This window comes from Shigella sp. FC1544 (assembly GCF_001722145.1).
Lineage (GTDB): Bacteria > Pseudomonadota > Gammaproteobacteria > Enterobacterales > Enterobacteriaceae > Escherichia > Escherichia coli.
The window spans coordinates 1-20,970 of the sequence record NZ_MECT01000088.1 but is presented as its reverse complement, the minus strand read 5'-3'; the positions used below and the strand labels follow the sequence as shown (position 1 = coordinate 20,970).

Below are 20,970 nucleotides of genomic sequence, written 5' to 3'. Positions count from 1 at the left end.
CAAAATTAAGAATCCGTTACGGCTTTCTGAAAATCTTCAGCGGACCGGCGAGTATACCTGAAGAAAGGACGTTAGATGCTTTTAGCTACGGCACTGTTAATTGTTGGTTTACTTTTGGTCGTTTACAGTGCCGACCGCCTGGTTTTTGCCGCGTCTATTCTTTGCCGAACCTTTGGCATCCCGCCGCTGATCATCGGCATGACGGTGGTCAGTATTGGTACATCGTTACCAGAAATCATCGTCTCGCTTGCCGCGTCTCTGCACGAACAACGCGATTTAGCCGTTGGTACAGCCCTCGGCTCAAACATTATCAATATTTTGCTGATCCTCGGTCTGGCTGCGCTGGTTCGTCCTTTTACCGTCCATTCCGATGTTCTGCGTCGTGAATTACCCTTAATGTTGTTGGTCAGCGTAGTGGCCGGTTCCGTACTCTATGACGGACAACTTAGTCGCAGCGATGGTATCTTTCTCCTCTTTCTGGCTGTGCTATGGCTGCTGTTCATTGTTAAATTTGCACGTCAGGCTGAACGTCAGGGGACTGACAGCCTGACCAGAGAGCAGCTTGCAGAGCTGCCGCGTGACGGCGGATTGCCCGTCGCGTTTTTATGGCTCGGCATTGCGCTTATCATCATGCCAGTGGCCACGCGGATGGTGGTTGATAACGCCACGGTGCTGGCGAATTACTTTGCCATCAGCGAGTTGACGATGGGTCTGACGGCAATTGCTATCGGAACCAGCCTGCCGGAACTGGCAACCGCAATAGCGGGGGTTCGCAAAGGTGAAAACGACATTGCTGTCGGAAATATCATTGGCGCAAACATTTTTAATATTGTCATCGTGTTGGGTTTACCCGCGCTGATAACGCCAGGAGATATTGATCCATTGGCGTACAGTCGTGACTACAGCGTGATGTTGCTGGTGAGCATTATTTTTGCGTTGCTGTGCTGGCGGCGCTCCCCGCAACCGGGCCGTGGTGTAGGGGTATTATTAACTGGCGGATTTATCGTATGGCTGGCGATGTTGTACTGGTTATCGCCAATACTCGTTGAATAACTGGAAACGCATTATGTCGCACGTAGAGTTACAACCGGGTTTTGACTTTCAGCAAGCAGGTAAAGAAGTCCTGGCGATTGAACGTGAATGCCTGGCGGAGCTTGATCAATACATCAATCAGAATTTCACGCTTGCCTGTGAAAAGATGTTCTGGTGTAAAGGGAAAGTTGTCGTCATGGGGATGGGGAAATCGGGGCACATCGGGCGCAAAATGGCCGCAACGTTTGCCAGCACCGGTACACCTTCATTTTTCGTCCATCCAGGTGAAGCCGCGCATGGTGATTTAGGCATGGTCACCCCACAGGATGTGGTGATTGCTATCTCTAACTCAGGTGAATCCAGCGAAATCACGGCCTTAATTCCAGTGCTTAAGCGTCTTCACGTACCGTTAATCTGCATCACCGGTCGCCCGGAGAGCAGCATGGCGCGCGCCGCAGATGTGCATCTGTGTGTTAAAGTAGCGAAAGAAGCCTGTCCGTTAGGGCTGGCACCGACCAGCACCACCACCGCCACGCTGGTTATGGGCGATGCCCTCGCTGTCGCGCTGTTAAAAGCACGCGGCTTTACTGCTGAAGATTTTGCGCTCTCACACCCAGGCGGCGCACTGGGTCGTAAACTTCTGCTGCGCGTAAACGATATTATGCATACGGGCGATGAGATCCCGCATGTTAAGAAAACGGCCAGTCTGCGTGACGCATTGCTGGAAGTTACCCGCAAAAATCTTGGTATGACTGTCATTTGCGATGACAATATGATGATTGAAGGCATCTTTACCGACGGTGATTTACGCCGTGTCTTCGATATGGGCGTGGATGTTCGTCAGTTAAGTATTGCCGATGTGATGACGCCGGGGGGAATACGCGTGCGCCCTGGCATTCTGGCCGTTGAGGCACTGAACTTAATGCAGTCCCGCCATATCACCTCCGTGATGGTTGCCGATGGCGACCATTTACTCGGTGTGTTACATATGCATGATTTACTGCGTGCAGGCGTAGTGTAAAGATTCAAGGATAAACAACAATGAGCAAAGCAGGTGCGTCGCTTGCGACCTGTTACGGCCCTGTCAGCGCCGACGTTATAGCAAAAGCAGAGAACATTCGTCTGCTGATCCTCGACGTTGATGGCGTACTGTCAGATGGCCTGATTTATATGGGCAATAACGGCGAAGAGCTGAAAGCGTTCAATGTTCGTGACGGTTATGGCATTCGTTGTGCGCTCACCTCTGATATTGAAGTCGCTATCATTACCGGGCGAAAGGCTAAACTGGTAGAAGATCGTTGTGCCACATTGGGGATCACTCACTTGTATCAGGGGCAGTCAAACAAACTGATCGCCTTTAGCGATCTGCTGGAAAAACTGGCGATTGCCCCGGAAAATGTGGCTTATGTAGGCGATGATCTCATCGACTGGCCGGTAATGGAAAAAGTGGGTTTAAGCGTCGCTGTGGCCGATGCTCATCCACTGTTGATCCCGCGCGCCGATTATGTGACGCGCATTGCTGGCGGTCGTGGCGCAGTGCGAGAAGTTTGCGACTTATTACTCCTGGCGCAGGGCAAACTGGATGAAGCCAAAGGGCAATCGATATGAGTAAAGCCAGACGTTGGGTTATCATTGTGCTATCACTGGCGGTTCTGGTGATGATCGGCATTAATATGGCCGAAAAAGACGATACCGCCCAGGTGGTCGTCAACAACAATGATCCCACCTATAAAAGCGAGCATACGGACACGCTCGTCTATAACCCAGAAGGGGCACTAAGCTATCGATTGATTGCTCAACACGTTGAATATTATTCCGATCAGGCCGTTTCGTGGTTTACGCAGCCGGTACTTACCACGTTTGATAAGGATAAAATCCCGACATGGTCCGTAAAAGCAGATAAAGCCAAGCTGACCAATGACCGGATGCTCTATTTATATGGACACGTTGAAGTCAACGCACTTGTGCCGGACTCTCAACTTCGCAGAATCACGACGGATAACGCGCAGATCAATCTGGTGACGCAGGATGTTACCTCTGAAGACCTCGTCACGTTATACGGAACAACATTTAACTCCAGCGGTCTGAAAATGCGCGGCAACTTACGCAGCAAGAACGCCGAGCTGATTGAAAAGGTTAGAACATCCTATGAAATTCAAAACAAACAAACTCAGCCTTAATCTTGTGCTTGCCAGCTCACTTCTGGCCGCCAGCATTCCGGCATTTGCCGTAACCGGAGACACTGATCAGCCGATCCACATTGAATCGGACCAGCAATCTCTTGATATGCAAGGCAACGTGGTTACCTTTACCGGTAATGTCATCGTCACCCAGGGCACCATCAAAATTAATGCCGACAAAGTGGTCGTTACCCGTCCGGGCGGCGAACAAGGTAAAGAAGTGATTGACGGCTACGGTAAACCGGCAACGTTCTACCAGATGCAGGACAACGGTAAACCCGTTGAAGGTCATGCTTCCCAGATGCACTACGAACTGGCAAAAGATTTTGTCGTTCTGACGGGTAATGCTTATCTGCAGCAGGTCGATAGCAACATTAAGGGCGATAAGATCACTTACCTGGTGAAAGAGCAGAAAATGCAGGCTTTCAGCGACAAAGGCAAGCGCGTAACAACCGTTCTGGTGCCGTCGCAGCTGCAGGACAAAAACAACAAAGGCCAGACCCCGGCACAGAAGAAGGGTAATTAATTCGTTATGGCAACATTAACTGCAAAGAACCTTGCAAAAGCCTATAAAGGCCGTCGCGTGGTAGAAGACGTCAGCCTGACCGTCAACTCCGGGGAAATTGTCGGTCTGCTGGGGCCAAACGGTGCCGGTAAGACCACCACTTTCTATATGGTTGTTGGCATTGTGCCGCGCGATGCGGGCAACATCATTATTGATGATGACGATATCAGTCTGCTGCCTCTGCATGCACGCGCGCGCCGCGGTATCGGCTATCTGCCACAGGAAGCCTCCATTTTCCGTCGCCTCAGCGTTTACGATAACCTGATGGCGGTACTGCAAATTCGTGACGACTTGTCTGCTGAACAACGTGAAGACCGCGCGAACGAGCTGATGGAAGAGTTTCACATTGAGCACCTGCGTGACAGCATGGGGCAGTCACTCTCCGGGGGTGAACGTCGCCGTGTAGAAATTGCCCGCGCACTGGCTGCGAATCCGAAATTTATTCTACTCGACGAACCGTTTGCCGGGGTTGACCCGATCTCGGTTATCGACATTAAACGCATCATTGAACACCTGCGCGACAGCGGCCTGGGCGTACTGATCACTGACCACAACGTGCGTGAAACACTGGCGGTTTGTGAACGCGCTTATATCGTCAGTCAGGGGCATTTGATTGCCCACGGCACGCCTACAGAAATCTTACAAGACGAACACGTTAAGCGTGTATACCTTGGGGAAGACTTCAGACTCTGATAGGGTAGAAGTTTGCGACGTTTTAGCAGGAGAGTACGATTCTGAACATGAAGCAAGGTTTGCAACTCAGGCTTAGCCAACAACTGGCGATGACGCCACAGCTTCAACAGGCGATTCGTCTGTTGCAGTTGTCGACGCTGGAACTTCAGCAGGAGCTACAGCAGGCGCTGGAGAGTAATCCGCTGCTTGAGCAAATCGACACTCATGAAGAAATCGACACCCGCGAAACGCAAGACAGTGAAACGCTGGACACCGCCGACGCGCTCGAACAAAAAGAGATGCCGGAAGAGCTGCCGCTCGATGCCAGTTGGGACACCATTTACACCGCTGGTACACCATCCGGCACCAGCGGTGACTACATTGACGATGAGCTGCCGGTCTATCAGGGCGAAACGACGCAGACCTTGCAGGATTACCTGATGTGGCAGGTCGAGCTGACACCGTTTTCCGACACTGACCGCGCTATTGCTACCTCTATCGTCGATGCCGTTGATGACACCGGTTATCTGACTGTCCCGCTGGAAGATATTCTCGAAAGTATGGGCGATGAAGAGATCGACATCGACGAGGTTGAAGCCGTCCTTAAGCGGATCCAACGGTTTGATCCGGTCGGTGTAGCGGCAAAAGATCTGCGTGACTGCCTGCTAATCCAACTCTCCCAATTCGATAAAACCACGCCGTGGCTGGAAGAGGCCAGACTGATCATTAGCGATCATCTCGATCTGTTAGCCAATCACGACTTCCGCACTTTAATGCGCGTCACGCGTCTGAAAGAAGATGTGCTGAAAGAAGCCGTCAATCTGATCCAGTCGCTCGATCCGCGCCCCGGGCAGTCGATCCAGACTGGCGAACCTGAGTATGTCATTCCAGATGTGCTGGTGCGTAAGCATAACGGTCACTGGACGGTAGAACTCAACAGTGACAGCATTCCGCGTCTGCAAATCAACCAGCACTACGCCTCGATGTGCAATAACGCGCGCAACGATGGTGACAGCCAGTTTATCCGCAGCAATCTGCAGGATGCCAAATGGTTGATCAAGAGTCTGGAAAGCCGTAACGATACGCTACTGCGCGTGAGTCGCTGTATCGTTGAACAGCAGCAAGCCTTCTTTGAGCAAGGTGAAGAATATATGAAACCGATGGTACTGGCCGATATCGCCCAGGCTGTCGAAATGCATGAATCGACGATATCTCGCGTGACCACGCAAAAATACCTGCATAGTCCACGAGGCATTTTTGAACTGAAGTATTTCTTTTCCAGTCACGTCAATACCGAGGGCGGCGGCGAAGCTTCCTCCACGGCGATTCGTGCGCTGGTGAAGAAATTAATCGCGGCGGAAAACCCAGCGAAACCGTTGAGCGACAGCAAGTTAACCTCTTTGCTGTCGGAACAAGGTATCATGGTGGCACGCCGCACTGTTGCGAAGTACCGAGAGTCTTTATCCATTCCGCCGTCAAACCAGCGTAAACAGCTCGTTTGACCCAACCGATAAGGAAGACACTATGCAGCTCAACATTACCGGAAATAACGTCGAGATCACCGAGGCACTGCGCGAATTTGTTAGAGCCAAATTTGCCAAACTTGAGCAATATTTTGACCGAATCAACCAGGTCTATGTTGTTCTGAAAGTGGAGAAAGTCACCCACACCTCAGATGCAACACTGCATGTAAACGGTGGTGAAATTCATGCCAGCGCGGAAGGTCAGGACATGTACGCTGCCATTGATGGCTTAATTGATAAGCTGGCACGCCAGTTGACCAAACATAAAGATAAACTGAAACAACACTAATTGTCCGGGCAATTAGCATGTGCATGGCGGCCTGTTGTGCGGCACAACGGGCCATTTGTACGGTTAATGCTCCGAGCCTGTTCCACTGTTTGAGTGGGCAGGTTCTTAGGTGAAATTATGACAAATAATGATACAACTCTACAGCTTAGCAGTGTTCTTAACAGGGAATGTACGCGAAGCCGCGTTCACTGTCAGAGCAAAAAACGCGCCCTGGAAATCATCAGCGAGCTGGCGGCGAAACAACTTAGCCTGCCGCCTCAGGTGGTTTTTGAAGCTATCCTGACGCGGGAAAAAATGGGCAGTACCGGTATCGGCAATGGTATTGCCATTCCGCATGGCAAACTGGAAGAAGATACTCTGCGCGCCGTTGGCGTTTTCGTTCAGCTCGAAACGCCTATAGCTTTCGATGCCATCGACAACCAACCGGTGGACTTACTTTTTGCCCTGCTGGTGCCGGCAGACCAAACTAAAACGCACCTGCATACTCTGTCGCTGGTGGCGAAACGTCTGGCGGACAAAACCATCTGCCGCCGTTTACGCGCAGCCCAGAGCGATGAAGAGCTGTATCAAATCATTACGGATACCGAAGGTACTCCGGATGAAGCGTAGTTATTCGGTAATGTCTCTTTTAGACGTTGTGAGGAGAAACAGTACATGGTACTGATGATCGTCAGCGGACGTTCAGGTTCAGGTAAATCTGTCGCCCTGCGTGCGCTGGAAGATATGGGTTTTTACTGCGTGGATAACCTTCCCGTAGTGTTGTTACCCGATCTGGCTCGAACCCTGGCCGATCGCGAGATTTCTGCCGCCGTCAGCATTGATGTTCGTAATATGCCGGAGTCACCAGAAATATTCGAACAGGCGATGAGTAACCTGCCTGACGCTTTCTCACCGCAACTCCTGTTCCTGGATGCCGACCGTAATACCTTAATTCGTCGTTACAGTGACACGCGCCGACTGCATCCGCTTTCCAGCAAAAACCTGTCGCTGGAAAGTGCTATCGACAAAGAAAGCGATTTGCTGGAGCCTCTGCGTTCGCGAGCGGATCTGATTGTCGATACCTCAGAAATGTCCGTTCACGAGCTGGCTGAAATGCTGCGTACCCGTCTGCTGGGTAAACGTGAACGCGAACTGACCATGGTCTTTGAGTCTTTCGGCTTCAAACACGGTATCCCTATCGATGCAGATTACGTCTTTGACGTGCGCTTCTTGCCGAACCCGCACTGGGATCCGAAACTGCGTCCAATGACAGGTCTTGATAAACCTGTCGCCGCGTTCCTCGACCGCCACACAGAAGTACACAATTTTATCTACCAGACGCGAAGCTATCTTGAGCTATGGTTACCTATGCTGGAAACCAACAACCGTAGCTACTTGACGGTCGCCATTGGTTGTACCGGCGGGAAGCACCGTTCGGTGTATATTGCAGAGCAACTGGCAGACTACTTCCGCTCGCGCGGTAAAAACGTCCAGTCACGCCATCGTACGCTGGAAAAACGTAAACCATGACCGTCAAGCAAACTGTTGAAATCACAAACAAGCTGGGCATGCATGCCCGGCCTGCAATGAAGCTGTTTGAATTAATGCAGGGTTTTGACGCTGAAGTGCTGTTACGTAATGACGAAGGCACCGAGGCCGAAGCCAACAGCGTTATTGCGCTGCTGATGTTGGATTCTGCCAAAGGACGGCAGATTGAAGTTGAAGCGACCGGCCCACAGGAAGAGGAAGCACTGGCCGCCGTTATCGCCCTCTTTAACTCTGGTTTTGATGAAGATTAATCTTCATCACTTTGACATACAACTCCCTTCAAACTCCCCCCGACAATAAGAAAATCACGTACTGAAATCGTTCTCAATCAACGTCATTTGTACATTTTGTGCGCTTTTCACTTTCAGAAGAACCTTAAGAAAACCTTAAGAGGCATTGTTTAGGTTTTGTTTAAGTTAATCGACCATACTGGAGATCGTCAGAAAATATTTCCAGGAGATGGCATGATTCGCTTATCTGAACAAAGTCCCCTGGGCACCGGAAGACATCGGAAATGTTATGCGCATCCGGAAGATGCCCAACGCTGTATCAAGATTGTCTACCATCGTGGCGATGGTGGCGATAAAGAGATCCGCCGTGAGTTAAAGTACTACGCGCATCTTGGTCGCCGGTTAAAAGACTGGAGTGGAATACCGCGCTATCACGGTACCGTTGAGACGGATTGCGGAACCGGTTATGTCTACGATGTGATTGCAGATTTTGACGGCAAACCCTCCATTACGCTGACCGAATTTGCTGAACAATGCCGTTACGAAGAAGACATTGCACAACTGCGCCAGCTACTGAAACAGCTGAAGCGTTATTTGCAGGATAACCGTATCGTGACGATGTCGCTGAAGCCGCAGAATATCCTCTGTCACCACATCAGTGAGTCAGAGGTTATCCCGGTCGTCTGCGACAACATTGGTGAAAGCACATTGATTCCACTGGCGACCTGGTCGAAGTGGTGTTGTCTGCGTAAGCAAGAGCGGTTATGGAAACGATTTATCGCCCAACCGGCGCTGGCTATTGCCCTGCAGAAAGATCTGCAACCTCGTGAGAGCAAAACGCTGGCCCTCACTTCGCGCGAAGCTTAATCCAGCTGGTGTTGTTGCATAAACGGCTCACCGCCTAACTGATACATCTGCCGTAAAATCCACGCCTGACGGCTACGCACGTAGCCCGATGGCGAGGAGACTTTGAAACGAAGTGGATTAGGTAATACAGCTGCCAGTAATGCAGCTTCCGACCGGGTAAGTTTGCTCGCGGGTTTGTGGAAATAACGTTGTGCCGCAGCTTCGACGCCAAACACACCGTCGCCAAATTCGGCGATATTCAGGTAAACCGTCAGGATACGCTTTTTGCTCCAGACTGTTTCTATCCCCAGCGTTAATCCAGCTTCCAGCCCTTTTCGTACCCAGCTACGCCCATCCCATAAAAAGAGATTTTTGGCCGTCTGCTGAGAAATCGTTGAAGCACCGCGAATACGGTTTTCATTGCGCTCGTTGTGCGCCAGGGCTTTCTCAATGGAAGCGACATCAAAGCCCCAGTGCTCAGGAAATTTCTGATCTTCTGCGGCAATCACCGCCAGTCCCATCCACGGCGAGATTTGATCCATACTGACCCAGTCAGAATGTGCCACGTAACGAAAATTGCCATGCAGCCAGGCGCTGACCTGTCGCTCGACCATTACCGCTGAGAAGGGAACAGGCGCAACACTAAACAACGCGATGCCCCCGCCCCAGAAAACGGCGAGGACAACCATTAACCGCAAAAGAAAACGGCGAACGAAACTAAACACCGTTAAGCGGCTTTTACTCATTCAGCCAGAACCAGCACGCGGGAAACCAGCTTATCAATGCCGCTCGCCGCTTCTGCAATGTTCTGCGCCAGCATATATGCTGGGGTGGTGACAATCTTATTGTCTTCATCAACCACGATATCATCGACAGGACAGGGCACATGCTCCGCGCCCATCTCTTCCAGCACTTCTGCGGTATCGATATCAGTACCGATGGTCAAACGCAGCGGGAAATCGAAAATTTTCGGCAGCATCGCCGGGGCAATACACATAAAACCAAGCGGTTTTCCGGCCTGATGCATCGCTTGTGCCAGCGCCTTTAATTCACGGTCAACGGTGCATTCGCTACCAAGAGTGGCAAAATTGCTTAAATTCTTCGCCGCGCCAAACCCCCCCGGCACAATCAACGCATCCAGTTCAGTGGCATCGGCCTGGGCCAGAGGACGGATTTCACCGCGCGTTATTCGTGCCGCTTCAATCAGCACGTTGCGCGTTTCCGTCATCGCTTCGCCAGTTAAATGGTTGATAACATCAACCTGCTGCTTATCCGGTGCAAAGCAGACCGCCTGCGCACCGCTGCGTGAAATAGCTAACAACGTCAACACCGCTTCATGAATTTCAGAACCGTCATAGACGCCGCATCCGCTCAGAATTACGCCAATTTTCTTCATTGTGATCATCCTTTCGCAATTGACTGAAACTCATTAATTTTTTTAATAAAAATGGTACGCATCACACATTTAACTGATTCATGTAACAAATCATTTAAGTTTTGCTATCTTAACTGCGTGCGGCCTGAAAAACAGTGCTGTGCCCTTGTAACTCATCATAATAATTTACGGCGCAGCCAAGATTTCCCTGGTGTTGGCGCAGTATTCGCGCACCCCGGTCTAGCCGGGGTCATTTTTTAGTGGCTTTTGCCACCCACGCTTTCAGCACTTCTACGTCGTGACGCCACTCTTCTTTCATCTCTTCAATCCATTCACCGACGTTATCTTCCCAGGCAGGAAGGTCAGGAGACTGAATTTGCTGACCCAGCTGTTGCAGATGGCGTAACCCCACTGACCCCGCCGCACCTTTAATTTTATGTCCTTCCTCAACAATGCCTTTTTTATCCTGCGCCGTCAGATTCGACTCCAGCACGCTGACATAGCCCGGCATCATCTTCTCAAACACCGCTAACCCGTCGGTGATCAGCTTCGGTCCTACAAGTTCGAGATACTGTTCCAGCATGAGAATATCGAGCAATGCTTCTGATTTACTGTTCTCTTCTGTCGTCACCGTACTCTCCTCATCATCCTGGGTATCCCAGAATTTCTTGATCATCGCGGTTAGCGCCGGAACCGAAAGCGGCTTACTCAGCACATCATCCATTCCAGCATTGAGGTACTCTTGTTTGTCTTTCAGCACGTTAGCGGTTAAGGCCACCAGCGGCGGTAAATCCTCGCGCGGATAACGCTTCGTCAGTTCACGAGAGATATCCAGCCCGGTCATATCTGGCAACTGAATATCCAGCAACACCAGGTCGTATTCGCCCGGTTTAAACATCTCCAGCGCCGCCTTGCCGGTCATGGCGACATCAACGCTGTTACCTAATTTTTCCAGCACAGAACGCGCAACAATCACGTTCAGTTCAATGTCTTCCACCAGCAGCACATTCAGCGCCGGTAAAGGCATATCGTCTTCATCAAACGCATCATCGACCTCTTCTGCTACCGACGGTGCGTGGATCGTCAACGTAAAGGTTGAACCTTTGCCCTGTTCGCTGGTAACCGTAATATCGCCGCCCATATTTTTCGCCAGACGACGAGAAACGGCCAGACCAATACCGGTGCCGGTGGCAGGTTTACCGCCATGACTGTCTTTCACCTGGTAATACATGGCGAAAATTTTATCCAGCTCATCCTGCGGAATGCCGATACCAGAGTCTTCCACTTCAAAATGCAGCATATCGCCTTCATCGTAGCGCACGCGCACGGTAACCTGGCCTTGCTGGGTGAATTTGACGGCGTTACTGATGAGGTTCCACAGGATCTGCCGTAAACGCGTCCCGTCGGTAATGACCTGATGCGGTAATGGCAGCGTCGGCTCCAGGTTAAAGCGCAATCCTTTTTGTTGCGCCTGCAATGCGGAGAGATTTTCCAGATCGGCAAGGAAGCTGGTGAAATCAACCGGTTGATTATCAAGCTGGACCTTGCGCCGTTCCATCTTATCCATGTCGATAATATCGTTAAAGATATTCCCCAGCGTGACGGCCGAAACATGGATGGTCTTGAGATATTTTTCCTGCTCGGCGGTGAGTTCGGTATCCAGCAGAATGCGGCTCAGACCGACGATACCGTTCAGCGGTGTACGCAATTCGTGACTGATGGTGGAGATAAACGTCGTTTTGTCGCGGCTGGCCCGTTCAAGCGCATCCTGATACCGCTTACGCTCGGTAATGTCGCGACCAAAGCCCATCAAACCGTGACGTTTACCCACGCGGTCGTAGTACGGCACTTTACGGATTTCAAAGCAGGCTTTGCGCCCGTCCGGGTAATCCAGCCACTGTTCATAGGTCAGTGACACATTATGACGGAACACTTTTTCATCGGTTTCAATGACTTTTGCGGCGGCTTCCGGTGAGTAAACATCAGCAGGTTTCAGGTGAACCAGTTGTTTTTCGCTTTTTCCGGTCAGCAGCTCCATCGCGCGGTTACAGCCGGAAAACTCTTTATCTTCGTTACGATAAAAAACCAGGTCGGGTGAAGCATCAAGGAAGGAACGTAAGAATGAGGATTGCTGCTCGAGCTGAATTTGTGTCTCTTCGCGCTCTTTGATTTCAATTTTCAGTTGGCCGAAGGTTTCCTGCAGTTCTGCTTCCGCTTTTTCACGAACGGCAATTTCCTGATTTAGCTGGGCAATATTATCTTTTAACTGAACGTTGAGGCTCAAATCGCGCTCGCGCATCTCCTCCAGTTTTTGCACCAGCCGTGACAGACGTTGTCGTGACTCCTCCAGTTGCTCGACGACCACCGATAGAAAGTAGACCGCCCACGGCGTAATCAGCAAACCAAAGAAGATAGAACGAATAACATCAATGCTTTCGACCTGACCATGCAGCACCATGGTTACCGCCATTTGTACCACAATGGCAAGAACGACGAGGGCCAGCGCCAGCAACATTGAGAAGCGCACCAGACCTAACTTCATCATCAGGTCAACATAATACTGCGCCAGCAGACGAATTTGCTTCATTAGGGAATTCCTTCACGACAACCTGCCCCAATAATACCCAATTCTGACAGTTACGTTATAAATTGTGTGAGAAATGCGGAATTCCCCTCAACGACCTACTCCGTTGGAGGTAGCCACGGACGTCCCAGCGCCGATCCCTGTACGCCATGTTCATTCAGATAGCGATCCAGCTCGACCATTCCCGTCCATCGATTTTCGCACCACAGCGGAGCAAGCAGCGTCGGGCGACGGGCGCTGGCGGAAATGCGGTGGTAGATCACTTCCGGTGGCGTATGGCGAATCATTTCTCCGGCAGTGAGCGTGTAATCCTCCAGTTCAATACCGTTCAAACGCCCCGCTTCCCAGGCTTTCGCCATAATGCTGCCTTTCACAATATGCAGCGGATGCAGCTTTATGCCGTCCACGCCGGTTTCAACCACTCGCTCCAGCGTTTGCAAACATTCAGCCTGCCCTTCGCCAGGCAGGCCGACAATTAAGTGGGAACACACCTTCAGCCCGCGCTGACGTGCCAGCTGGGTTGTACGCTGATAACAGGCAAAATCATGGCCGCGGTTGATGCGATGCAGTGTTTTGTCGTGGGCGGTTTGTAGCCCCAGCTCCAGCCACACTTCGTAACCCTGGTCCTTATATTCGCAAAGCAGATCCAGCACCGCATCCGGCACGCAGTCCGGGCGGGTACCAACACACAAACCGACAATATTGGCCTGGCTCACCGCCTGCTGATACATAGAACGCAGCACCTGAACTTCCGCAAAGGTGCTAGTATACGCCTGAAAGTAGGCCAGATAGCGTTTAGCGCGGTTAACTAAATTCGCCTGGTGCTCCAGTTGCTCGGCAATGGAACGATGCTGCTGCGCTTCATCGGCAAACGAGGCAACATTACAGAATGTGCAGCCACCACGCCCGATGGTACCGTCACGGTTAGGGCAGCTAAAACCGCCGTGCAGCGTCAGCTTATGCACCTTTTGCCCATAACGACGGGTGAGATCACCACCAAACATATTGACTAATTTCTGTAACTGCATAATCTGATAGACCGCGCCTTGAAAAGAGGCCAAAGCCTGCCATTTTTAGCTCAATTCGGCGATGACCTGGATCAATCGTCCCGGCCTGCTTTTATCAACTGCATAATCAATCAAAATTACCGAAATTTCATGCATAATCACATAAATCACTTTTGCTTATCTTGTGTCAGATTTTTTTATCTCCTTATGGATTTTAGGCAAAAACAGTAGCATGAAACGTCATTACCAATTAAGGCAGTATAAAATGCTGGTTTTCTCGTCAGTTCAAGGCAGGATAAGGGTTAACACGCCTTTATGACAGTCAGGAATTGACTGTTTCTCTAACGACTTCCCTTTTAGCCTTAAAGATAAAATTCATTTAATTTCAGTTAGTTAATAAAGAATTTTGCGCTAAAGCACATTTCTGTACCAATAAGCTTGCCATTTGACCTGTATCAGCTTTCCCGATAAGTTGGAAATCCGCTGGAAGCTTTCTGGATGAGCAGCCTGCTCATCATATTTATGCAGTAATTGAGATCCCCTCTTCACCGTATTAACCGATGCGAAAAGGACAACAAGGGGGCGAATGCGAGGCGCGCGTATGACACGCAACCCCCGTCGCCACGCTCTTTCTGTGCCCGTGCGCAGCGGTTCGGAAGTGGGGTTCCCGCAGAGCCTGGGGGAGGTTCACGATATGTTGTACGATAAATCCCTTGAGAGGGATAACTGTGGTTTCGGCCTGATCGCCCACATAGAAGGCGAACCTAGCCACAAGGTAGTGCGTACTGCAATACACGCACTGGCCCGCATGCAGCACCGTGGCGCGATTCTCGCCGATGGTAAAACCGGTGACGGTTGCGGCTTGCTGTTACAAAAACCGGATCGCTTTTTTCGCATCGTTGCGCAGGAGCGCGGCTGGCGTTTAGCAAAAAACTACGCTGTCGGGATGCTCTTCCTGAATAAAGATCCTGAACTCGCGGCTGCCGCACGCCGCATCGTTGAAGAAGAGCTGCAACGCGAAACCTTGTCGATTGTGGGCTGGCGTGATGTCCCCACTAACGAAGGCGTGCTGGGTGAAATCGCCCTCTCCTCTCTGCCCCGCATTGAGCAAATTTTCGTTAACGCTCCGGCAGGCTGGCGTCCGCGGGATATGGAGCGCCGTCTGTTTATCGCCCGCCGCCGCATTGAAAAGCGTCTCGAAGCCGACAAAGACTTCTACGTCTGTAGCCTGTCGAATCTGGTGAACATCTATAAAGGTCTGTGTATGCCGGCGGATCTGCCGCGCTTTTATCTGGATCTTGCGGACCTGCGTCTGGAATCGGCCATCTGCCTGTTCCACCAGCGCTTCTCCACTAACACCGTACCGCGCTGGCCGCTGGCGCAGCCGTTCCGCTACCTGGCGCATAACGGTGAAATCAACACCATCACCGGTAACCGCCAATGGGCGCGTGCGCGTACCTATAAATTCCAGACGCCGCTTATCCCTGATCTGCACGACGCCGCACCGTTCGTCAACGAAACCGGCTCTGACTCCAGTTCGATGGATAACATGCTGGAACTGCTGCTGGCAGGCGGGATGGATATCATCCGCGCCATGCGTCTGTTAGTGCCACCCGCCTGGCAGAACAACCCGGATATGGACCCGGAACTGCGTGCCTTCTTTGACTTTAACTCCATGCATATGGAGCCGTGGGATGGCCCGGCGGGCATCGTGATGTCCGACGGTCGTTTTGCCGCCTGTAACCTCGACCGTAACGGTCTGCGTCCGGCGCGCTACGTCATCACCAAAGATAAGCTCATCACCTGCGCCTCTGAAGTCGGTATCTGGGATTACCAGCCTGACGAAGTGGTCGAAAAAGGCCGCGTCGGGCCAGGCGAACTGATGGTTATCGACACCCGCAGTGGGCGTATTCTGCACTCGGCAGAAACCGATGACGATCTGAAAAGCCGCCATCCATATAAAGAGTGGATGGAGAAAAACGTCCGCCGACTGGTACCGTTTGAAGATCTGCCCGATGAAGAAGTGGGTAGCCGCGAACTGGACGACGACACGCTTGCCAGCTACCAGAAACAGTTTAACTACAGCGCGGAAGAGCTGGACTCCGTAATTCGCGTACTGGGCGAAAACGGTCAGGAAGCGGTCGGTTCGATGGGCGATGATACCCCATTCGCCGTGCTCTCCAGTCAGCCGCGCATTATTTACGACTACTTCCGCCAGCAGTTTGCCCAGGTGACTAACCCGCCAATCGACCCGCTGCGTGAAGCGCATGTTATGTCGCTCGCCACCAGTATCGGTCGTGAAATGAACGTCTTTTGCGAAGCAGAGGGCCAGGCGCACCGTTTAAGCTTTAAATCGCCGATTCTGCTCTACTCCGATTTCAAACAGCTCACGACGATGAAAGAGGAGCACTACCGCGCAGATACGCTGGATATCACCTTTGACGTCACTAAAACCACGCTCGAAGCGACAGTCAAAGAGCTGTGCGACAAAGCCGAAAAAATGGTACGTAGCGGCACCGTGCTGCTGGTGCTCTCCGACCGGAATATCGCTAAAGATCGCCTGCCGGTTCCAGCCCCGATGGCGGTTGGCGCGATCCAGACCCGTCTGGTCGATCAAAGCCTGCGTTGCGATGCCAACATCATCGTCGAAACCGCCAGCGCCCGCGATCCGCACCACTTCGCCGTGTTGCTGGGCTTCGGCGCGACGGCTATTTATCCATACCTTGCCTATGAAACGCTGGGCCGCCTGGTAGACACCCATGCGATTGCCAAAGATTATCGTACCGTGATGCTCAACTACCGTAACGGCATCAACAAAGGCTTGTACAAAATCATGTCCAAAATGGGCATCTCCACCATCGCCTCTTACCGCTGCTCGAAACTGTTTGAAGCGGTCGGTCTGCACGATGATGTAGTGGGCCTGTGCTTCCAGGGGGCGGTCAGCCGCACTGGTGGGGCGAGCTTTGAAGACTTCCAGCAGGATCTGCTGAACCTGTCGAAACGTGCCTGGCTGGCGCGTAAGCCCATCAGCCAGGGCGGCCTGCTGAAATACGTCCACGGCGGCGAATACCACGCTTACAACCCGGACGTGGTGCGCACGCTGCAACAGGCGGTACAAAGCGGCGAGTACAGCGACTATCAGGAATACGCGAAGCTGGTTAATGAGCGTCCGGCAACCACGCTGCGCGATCTGCTGGCAATTACGCCGGGTGAAAACGCGGTCAACATTGCTGATGTTGAACCGGCAAGCGAACTGTTTAAACGCTTTGATACCGCCGCGATGTCTATCGGCGCGTTAAGCCCGGAAGCCCACGAGGCGCTGGCGGAAGCGATGAATAGCATCGGCGGTAACTCGAACTCCGGTGAAGGCGGCGAAGACCCGGCGCGCTATGGCACTAACAAAGTGTCGCGCATCAAGCAGGTGGCTTCTGGTCGCTTCGGCGTTACTCCGGCGTATCTGGTCAATGCCGACGTCATTCAGATTAAAGTCGCCCAGGGCGCGAAGCCGGGCGAAGGCGGTCAGTTGCCGGGCGACAAAGTCACTCCTTACATAGCCAAACTGCGCTATTCGGTGCCCGGAGTGACGCTGATCTCCCCGCCGCCGCACCACGATATCTACTCTATCGAGGACTTAGCGCAGCTCATTTTCGACCTCAAGCAGGTTAACCCGAAAGCGATGATCTCCGTGAAGCTGGTTTCCGAACCGGGCGTAGGCACCATCGCGACTGGCGTGGCAAAAGCTTATGCCGATTTAATCACCATCGCAGGCTATGACGGTGGCACCGGCGCAAGCCCGCTGTCGTCAGTGAAATACGCAGGTTGCCCGTGGGAGCTGGGGCTTGTTGAAACCCAGCAGGCGCTGGTTGCCAATGGTCTGCGTCATAAGATCCGTTTGCAGGTCGATGGCGGCCTGAAAACCGGTGTTGATATCATCAAAGCGGCGATTCTCGGCGCAGAAAGCTTCGGCTTCGGCACTGGCCCAATGGTCGCGCTCGGCTGTAAATATCTGCGTATTTGCCACCTGAACAACTGCGCAACGGGTGTGGCAACTCAGGATGACAAACTGCGTAAGAATCACTATCACGGCCTGCCGTTCAAGGTGACGAATTACTTTGAGTTTATCGCCCGTGAAACCCGCGAGCTGATGGCACAGCTGGGGGTAACGCGGCTGGTGGATCTGATTGGTCGCACCGACCTGCTGAAAGAGCTGGACGGTTTCACCGCCAAACAGCAGAAACTGGCGCTGTCGAAGCTGCTGGAGACCGCCGAACCGCATCCAGGTAAGGCACTCTACTGCACCGAAAACAACCCGCCGTTTGATAACGGCCTGCTGAACGCGCAGTTGCTGCAACAGGCGAAACCGTTTGTCGATGAACGCCAGAGCAAAACCTTCTGGTTCGATATCCGCAATACCGATCGCTCCGTGGGCGCGTCGCTTTCAGGCTATATCGCCCAGACGCACGGCGATCAGGGGCTGGCAGCCGATCCTATCAAAGCGTACTTCAACGGCACCGCAGGCCAGAGTTTCGGTGTATGGAACGCGGGCGGCGTGGAACTGTACCTGACCGGGGATGCCAACGACTATGTCGGTAAAGGCATGGCGGGCGGCTTAATCGCCATTCGTCCTCCGGTTGGTTCCGCCTTCCGCAGCCATGAAGCAAGTATTATCGGCAACACCTGCCTGTATGGCGCGACCGGTGGTCGTCTGTATGCCGCAGGCCGCGCGGGTGAACGTTTCGGCGTGCGGAACTCCGGTGCTATCACCGTGGTAGAAGGCATTGGCGACAACGGCTGTGAATATATGACGGGCGGTATTGTCTGTATTCTGGGTAAAACCGGCGTTAACTTCGGTGCGGGCATGACCGGCGGCTTCGCTTACGTTCTCGATGAAAGCGGTGATTTCCGCAAACGCGTTAACCCGGAACTGGTCGAGGTCTTAAACGTTGACGATCTGGCGATCCATGAAGAGCATCTGCGCGGTCTTATCACCGAGCATGTTCAGCATACTGGCTCTCAGCGCGGTGAAGAGATTCTGGCGAACTGGTCAACCTTCGCCACTAAATTTGCGCTGGTTAAACCGAAGTCCAGTGATGTAAAAGCACTGCTGGGTCACCGTAGTCGTAGCGCAGCAGAGTTGCGCGTGCAGGCGCAGTAAGGGGTAGCAACAATGAGTCAGAATGTTTATCAATTTATCGACCTGCAGCGCGTTGATCCGCCTAAGAAACCGCTGAAGATCCGCAAAATTGAGTTTGTTGAAATTTACGAGCCGTTTTCCGAAGGCCAGGCCAAAGCGCAGGCTGACCGCTGCCTGTCGTGCGGCAACCCATACTGCGAGTGGAAATGTCCGGTACACAACTACATCCCGAACTGGCTGAAGCTCGCCAACGAGGGGCGTATTTTTGAAGCGGCGGAACTGTCGCACCAGACCAACACCCTGCCGGAAGTTTGCGGACGAGTCTGCCCGCAAGACCGTCTGTGCGAAGGTTCCTGCACTCTGAACGATGAGTTTGGCGCGGTGACCATCGGCAACATTGAGCGTTATATCAATGATAAAGCGTTCGAAATGGGCTGGCGTCCGGATATGTCCGGCGTGAAGCAAACCGGTAAAAAAGTGGCGATTATCGGCGCAGGCCCGGCAGGTCTGGCGTGTGCGGATGTCCTGACGCGTAACGGCGTAAAAGCCGTTGTCTTCGACCGTCATCCAGAAATTGGCGGGCTGCTGACCTTCGGTATTCCGGCCTTCAAGCTGGAAAAAGAGGTAATGACGCGTCGCCGTGAAATCTTCACCGGCATGGGTATTGAATTCAAACTCAATACTGAAGTGGGCCGCGACGTGCAGCTGGACGATCTGCTGAGTGATTACGATGCCGTCTTCCTTGGCGTCGGGACTTATCAGTCAATGCGCGGCGGGCTGGAAAACGAAGACGCCGATGGCGTGTACGCAGCGCTGCCGTTCCTTATCGCCAACACCAAACAGTTAATGGGCTTTGGTGAAACCCGCGACGAACCGTTCGTCAGCATGGAAGGCAAACGCGTGGTGGTCCTTGGCGGTGGCGACACTGCGATGGACTGCGTGCGTACGTCCGTGCGCCAGGGAGCGAAGCACGTTACCTGTGCCTATCGTCGTGATGAAGAGAACATGCCGGGTTCCCGCCGCGAAGTGAAAAACGCGCGGGAAGAAGGCGTAGAGTTCAAATTCAACGTCCAGCCACTGGGGATTGAAGTGAACGGTAACGGCAAAGTCAGCGGCGTAAAAATGGTACGTACCGAAATGGGCGAACCGGATGCCAAAGGCCGTCGCCGCGCGGAGATCGTTGCAGGTTCCGAACATATCGTTCCGGCAGATGCAGTGATCATGGCGTTTGGTTTCCGTCCACACAACATGGAATGGCTGGCAAAACACAGCGTCGAGCTGGATTCACAAGGCCGCATCATCGCCCCGGAAGGCAGCGACAACGCCTTCCAGACCAGCAACCCGAAAATCTTTGCTGGCGGCGATATCGTCCGTGGTTCCGATCTGGTGGTAACCGCTATTGCCGAAGGTCGTAAGGCGGCAGACGGTATTATGAACTGGCTGGAAGTTTAAGCTCTGTCCCAGCGCCGCCTCCCCAGAAAAGAGTCGGCGCTGAAATTCTCCTTTCTTTCTGGAAAGCGCCTCGCATAATCTGAAGAAAACCAATGTAATACGCTCATCTGGATTGTTACCGGTAGATGCCCGGCGTATAGCTGATTCCATTATTCAACGCAGCGCCATATAAAGGGACAGATAATGGAATCGCTCTCAGAGAGAACCTCAACAGGCTACCAGCAAATCCACGACGGTATTATTCACCTGGTCGATAGCGCCCGGACGGAAACGGTACGTAGCGTTAACGCGCTGATGACCGCGACATACTGGGAAATTGGCCGACGAATTGTCGAATTTGAACAAGGTGGCGAGGCAAGGGCTGCGTATGGTGCGCAGCTAATCAGTAAGCGTACAGCCTGAACCGTCTGGTCAGAATCTGACGAATTAGACAAAGTGGTGTCCACCAAATAAGTAGTGGGAACCAAAGTGTCAGATATGCAGAAAAATGTGAATCCCGGCAGGCGAAAAGGCTGCCCTAATTATCCTCCCGAATTTAAACAGCAGCTCGTTGC

The 20,970-nt window shown here is 52.5% G+C and carries 18 protein-coding genes and 1 pseudogene; 15 read left to right on the top strand and 4 right to left on the bottom strand.

Annotated elements, in window-relative coordinates:
- The first annotated feature begins 75 nt into the window (after positions 1–75).
- The 12 genes from BGK49_RS06345 to yrbL all read left to right on the top strand — a co-directional run bounded on the left by BGK49_RS06345 (position 76) and on the right by yrbL (position 8,885).
- Positions 76–1,053 (top strand): calcium/sodium antiporter, encoded by a 978-nt coding sequence (locus BGK49_RS06345; RefSeq protein WP_046891644.1) that lies wholly within the window; start codon positions 76–78, stop codon positions 1,051–1,053.
- A 13-nt stretch (positions 1,054–1,066) separates the two neighbouring features.
- Complete coding sequence (kdsD, locus tag BGK49_RS06340; protein ID WP_005028950.1) at positions 1,067–2,053, top strand: arabinose-5-phosphate isomerase KdsD; 987 nt, start codon at positions 1,067–1,069, stop codon at positions 2,051–2,053.
- Positions 2,054–2,073: 20 nt separating this feature from the next.
- The gene (gene kdsC, locus BGK49_RS06335; protein WP_000030005.1) at positions 2,074–2,640 is read left to right on the top strand and encodes a 3-deoxy-manno-octulosonate-8-phosphatase KdsC; all 567 of its coding nucleotides are present in this window, start codon (positions 2,074–2,076) and stop codon (positions 2,638–2,640) included.
- Positions 2,637–3,212 (top strand): LPS export ABC transporter periplasmic protein LptC, encoded by a 576-nt coding sequence (gene lptC, locus BGK49_RS06330; protein WP_000030537.1) that lies wholly within the window; start codon positions 2,637–2,639, stop codon positions 3,210–3,212. Before kdsC ends, lptC begins: the two co-directional genes overlap by 4 nt.
- Positions 3,181–3,738: a lipopolysaccharide ABC transporter substrate-binding protein LptA gene (gene lptA / locus BGK49_RS06325; RefSeq protein ID WP_000669785.1), complete on the top strand. Its 558-nt coding sequence runs from the start codon at positions 3,181–3,183 to the stop codon at positions 3,736–3,738. The genes lptC and lptA overlap by 32 nt, the downstream gene beginning before the upstream one ends.
- A 6-nt stretch (positions 3,739–3,744) precedes the next feature.
- The gene (lptB, locus tag BGK49_RS06320; RefSeq protein ID WP_000224099.1) at positions 3,745–4,470 is read left to right on the top strand and encodes an LPS export ABC transporter ATP-binding protein; all 726 of its coding nucleotides are present in this window, start codon (positions 3,745–3,747) and stop codon (positions 4,468–4,470) included.
- A gap of 47 nt (positions 4,471–4,517) precedes the next feature.
- A complete protein-coding gene (gene rpoN, locus BGK49_RS06315; RefSeq protein WP_000809051.1) occupies positions 4,518–5,951 on the top strand; it encodes an RNA polymerase factor sigma-54 in 1,434 nt (477 codons plus the stop codon).
- 22 nt (positions 5,952–5,973) lie between these two features.
- Complete coding sequence (gene hpf / locus BGK49_RS06310; RefSeq protein ID WP_001176597.1) at positions 5,974–6,261, top strand: ribosome hibernation promoting factor; 288 nt, start codon at positions 5,974–5,976, stop codon at positions 6,259–6,261.
- A gap of 117 nt (positions 6,262–6,378) precedes the next feature.
- Positions 6,379–6,870 (top strand): PTS IIA-like nitrogen regulatory protein PtsN, encoded by a 492-nt coding sequence (gene ptsN, locus BGK49_RS06305; RefSeq protein ID WP_000183676.1) that lies wholly within the window; start codon positions 6,379–6,381, stop codon positions 6,868–6,870.
- Positions 6,871–6,915: 45 nt separating this feature from the next.
- Positions 6,916–7,770 carry an RNase adapter RapZ gene (rapZ, locus tag BGK49_RS06300; protein WP_000243741.1) on the top strand — a complete coding sequence of 285 codons (855 nt, stop codon included), beginning with the start codon at positions 6,916–6,918 and terminating at the stop codon, positions 7,768–7,770.
- On the top strand, positions 7,767–8,039 hold the full coding sequence (gene npr, locus BGK49_RS06295; RefSeq protein ID WP_000216791.1) for a PTS phosphocarrier protein NPr: 273 nt from the start codon (positions 7,767–7,769) through the stop codon (positions 8,037–8,039). The genes rapZ and npr overlap by 4 nt, the downstream gene beginning before the upstream one ends.
- Positions 8,040–8,252: 213 nt before the next feature.
- Positions 8,253–8,885, top strand: coding sequence for a PhoP regulatory network protein YrbL (gene yrbL / locus BGK49_RS06290; RefSeq protein ID WP_000620401.1), 633 nt, complete (start codon positions 8,253–8,255; stop codon positions 8,883–8,885).
- On the opposite strand, the gene mtgA is transcribed toward yrbL, so the two are convergent.
- From mtgA to BGK49_RS06270, 4 genes are all read right to left on the bottom strand, one after another.
- On the bottom strand, positions 8,882–9,610 hold the full coding sequence (gene mtgA, locus BGK49_RS06285; protein WP_000047091.1) for a monofunctional biosynthetic peptidoglycan transglycosylase: 729 nt from the start codon (positions 9,608–9,610) through the stop codon (positions 8,882–8,884). The genes yrbL and mtgA overlap by 4 nt on opposite strands.
- The gene (gene elbB, locus BGK49_RS06280) at positions 9,607–10,260 is read right to left on the bottom strand and encodes an isoprenoid biosynthesis glyoxalase ElbB (protein WP_005028964.1); all 654 of its coding nucleotides are present in this window, start codon (positions 10,258–10,260) and stop codon (positions 9,607–9,609) included. Before elbB ends, mtgA begins: the two co-directional genes overlap by 4 nt.
- Positions 10,261–10,489: 229 nt before the next feature.
- Positions 10,490–12,826 carry an aerobic respiration two-component sensor histidine kinase ArcB gene (gene arcB, locus BGK49_RS06275; RefSeq protein WP_000809767.1) on the bottom strand — a complete coding sequence of 779 codons (2,337 nt, stop codon included), beginning with the start codon at positions 12,824–12,826 and terminating at the stop codon, positions 10,490–10,492.
- A 95-nt stretch (positions 12,827–12,921) separates the two neighbouring features.
- Positions 12,922–13,851 carry a TIGR01212 family radical SAM protein gene (locus BGK49_RS06270; protein WP_005044260.1) on the bottom strand — a complete coding sequence of 310 codons (930 nt, stop codon included), beginning with the start codon at positions 13,849–13,851 and terminating at the stop codon, positions 12,922–12,924.
- Between the two features lie 673 nt (positions 13,852–14,524).
- Here BGK49_RS06270 and gltB point away from each other — a divergent pair.
- The 3 genes and pseudogenes from gltB to BGK49_RS06255 form a co-directional block, all read left to right on the top strand.
- Positions 14,525–18,985 carry a glutamate synthase large subunit gene (gltB, locus tag BGK49_RS06265; protein WP_005028970.1) on the top strand — a complete coding sequence of 1,487 codons (4,461 nt, stop codon included), beginning with the start codon at positions 14,525–14,527 and terminating at the stop codon, positions 18,983–18,985.
- Between the two features lie 12 nt (positions 18,986–18,997).
- Positions 18,998–20,416 carry a glutamate synthase subunit GltD gene (gltD, locus tag BGK49_RS06260; RefSeq protein ID WP_000081674.1) on the top strand — a complete coding sequence of 473 codons (1,419 nt, stop codon included), beginning with the start codon at positions 18,998–19,000 and terminating at the stop codon, positions 20,414–20,416.
- A gap of 183 nt (positions 20,417–20,599) precedes the next feature.
- Positions 20,600–20,806 (top strand): annotated as a pseudogene (locus BGK49_RS06255) (DUF1016 N-terminal domain-containing protein); the annotation flags it as partial.
- Between the last annotated feature and the right edge of the window lie 164 nt (positions 20,807–20,970).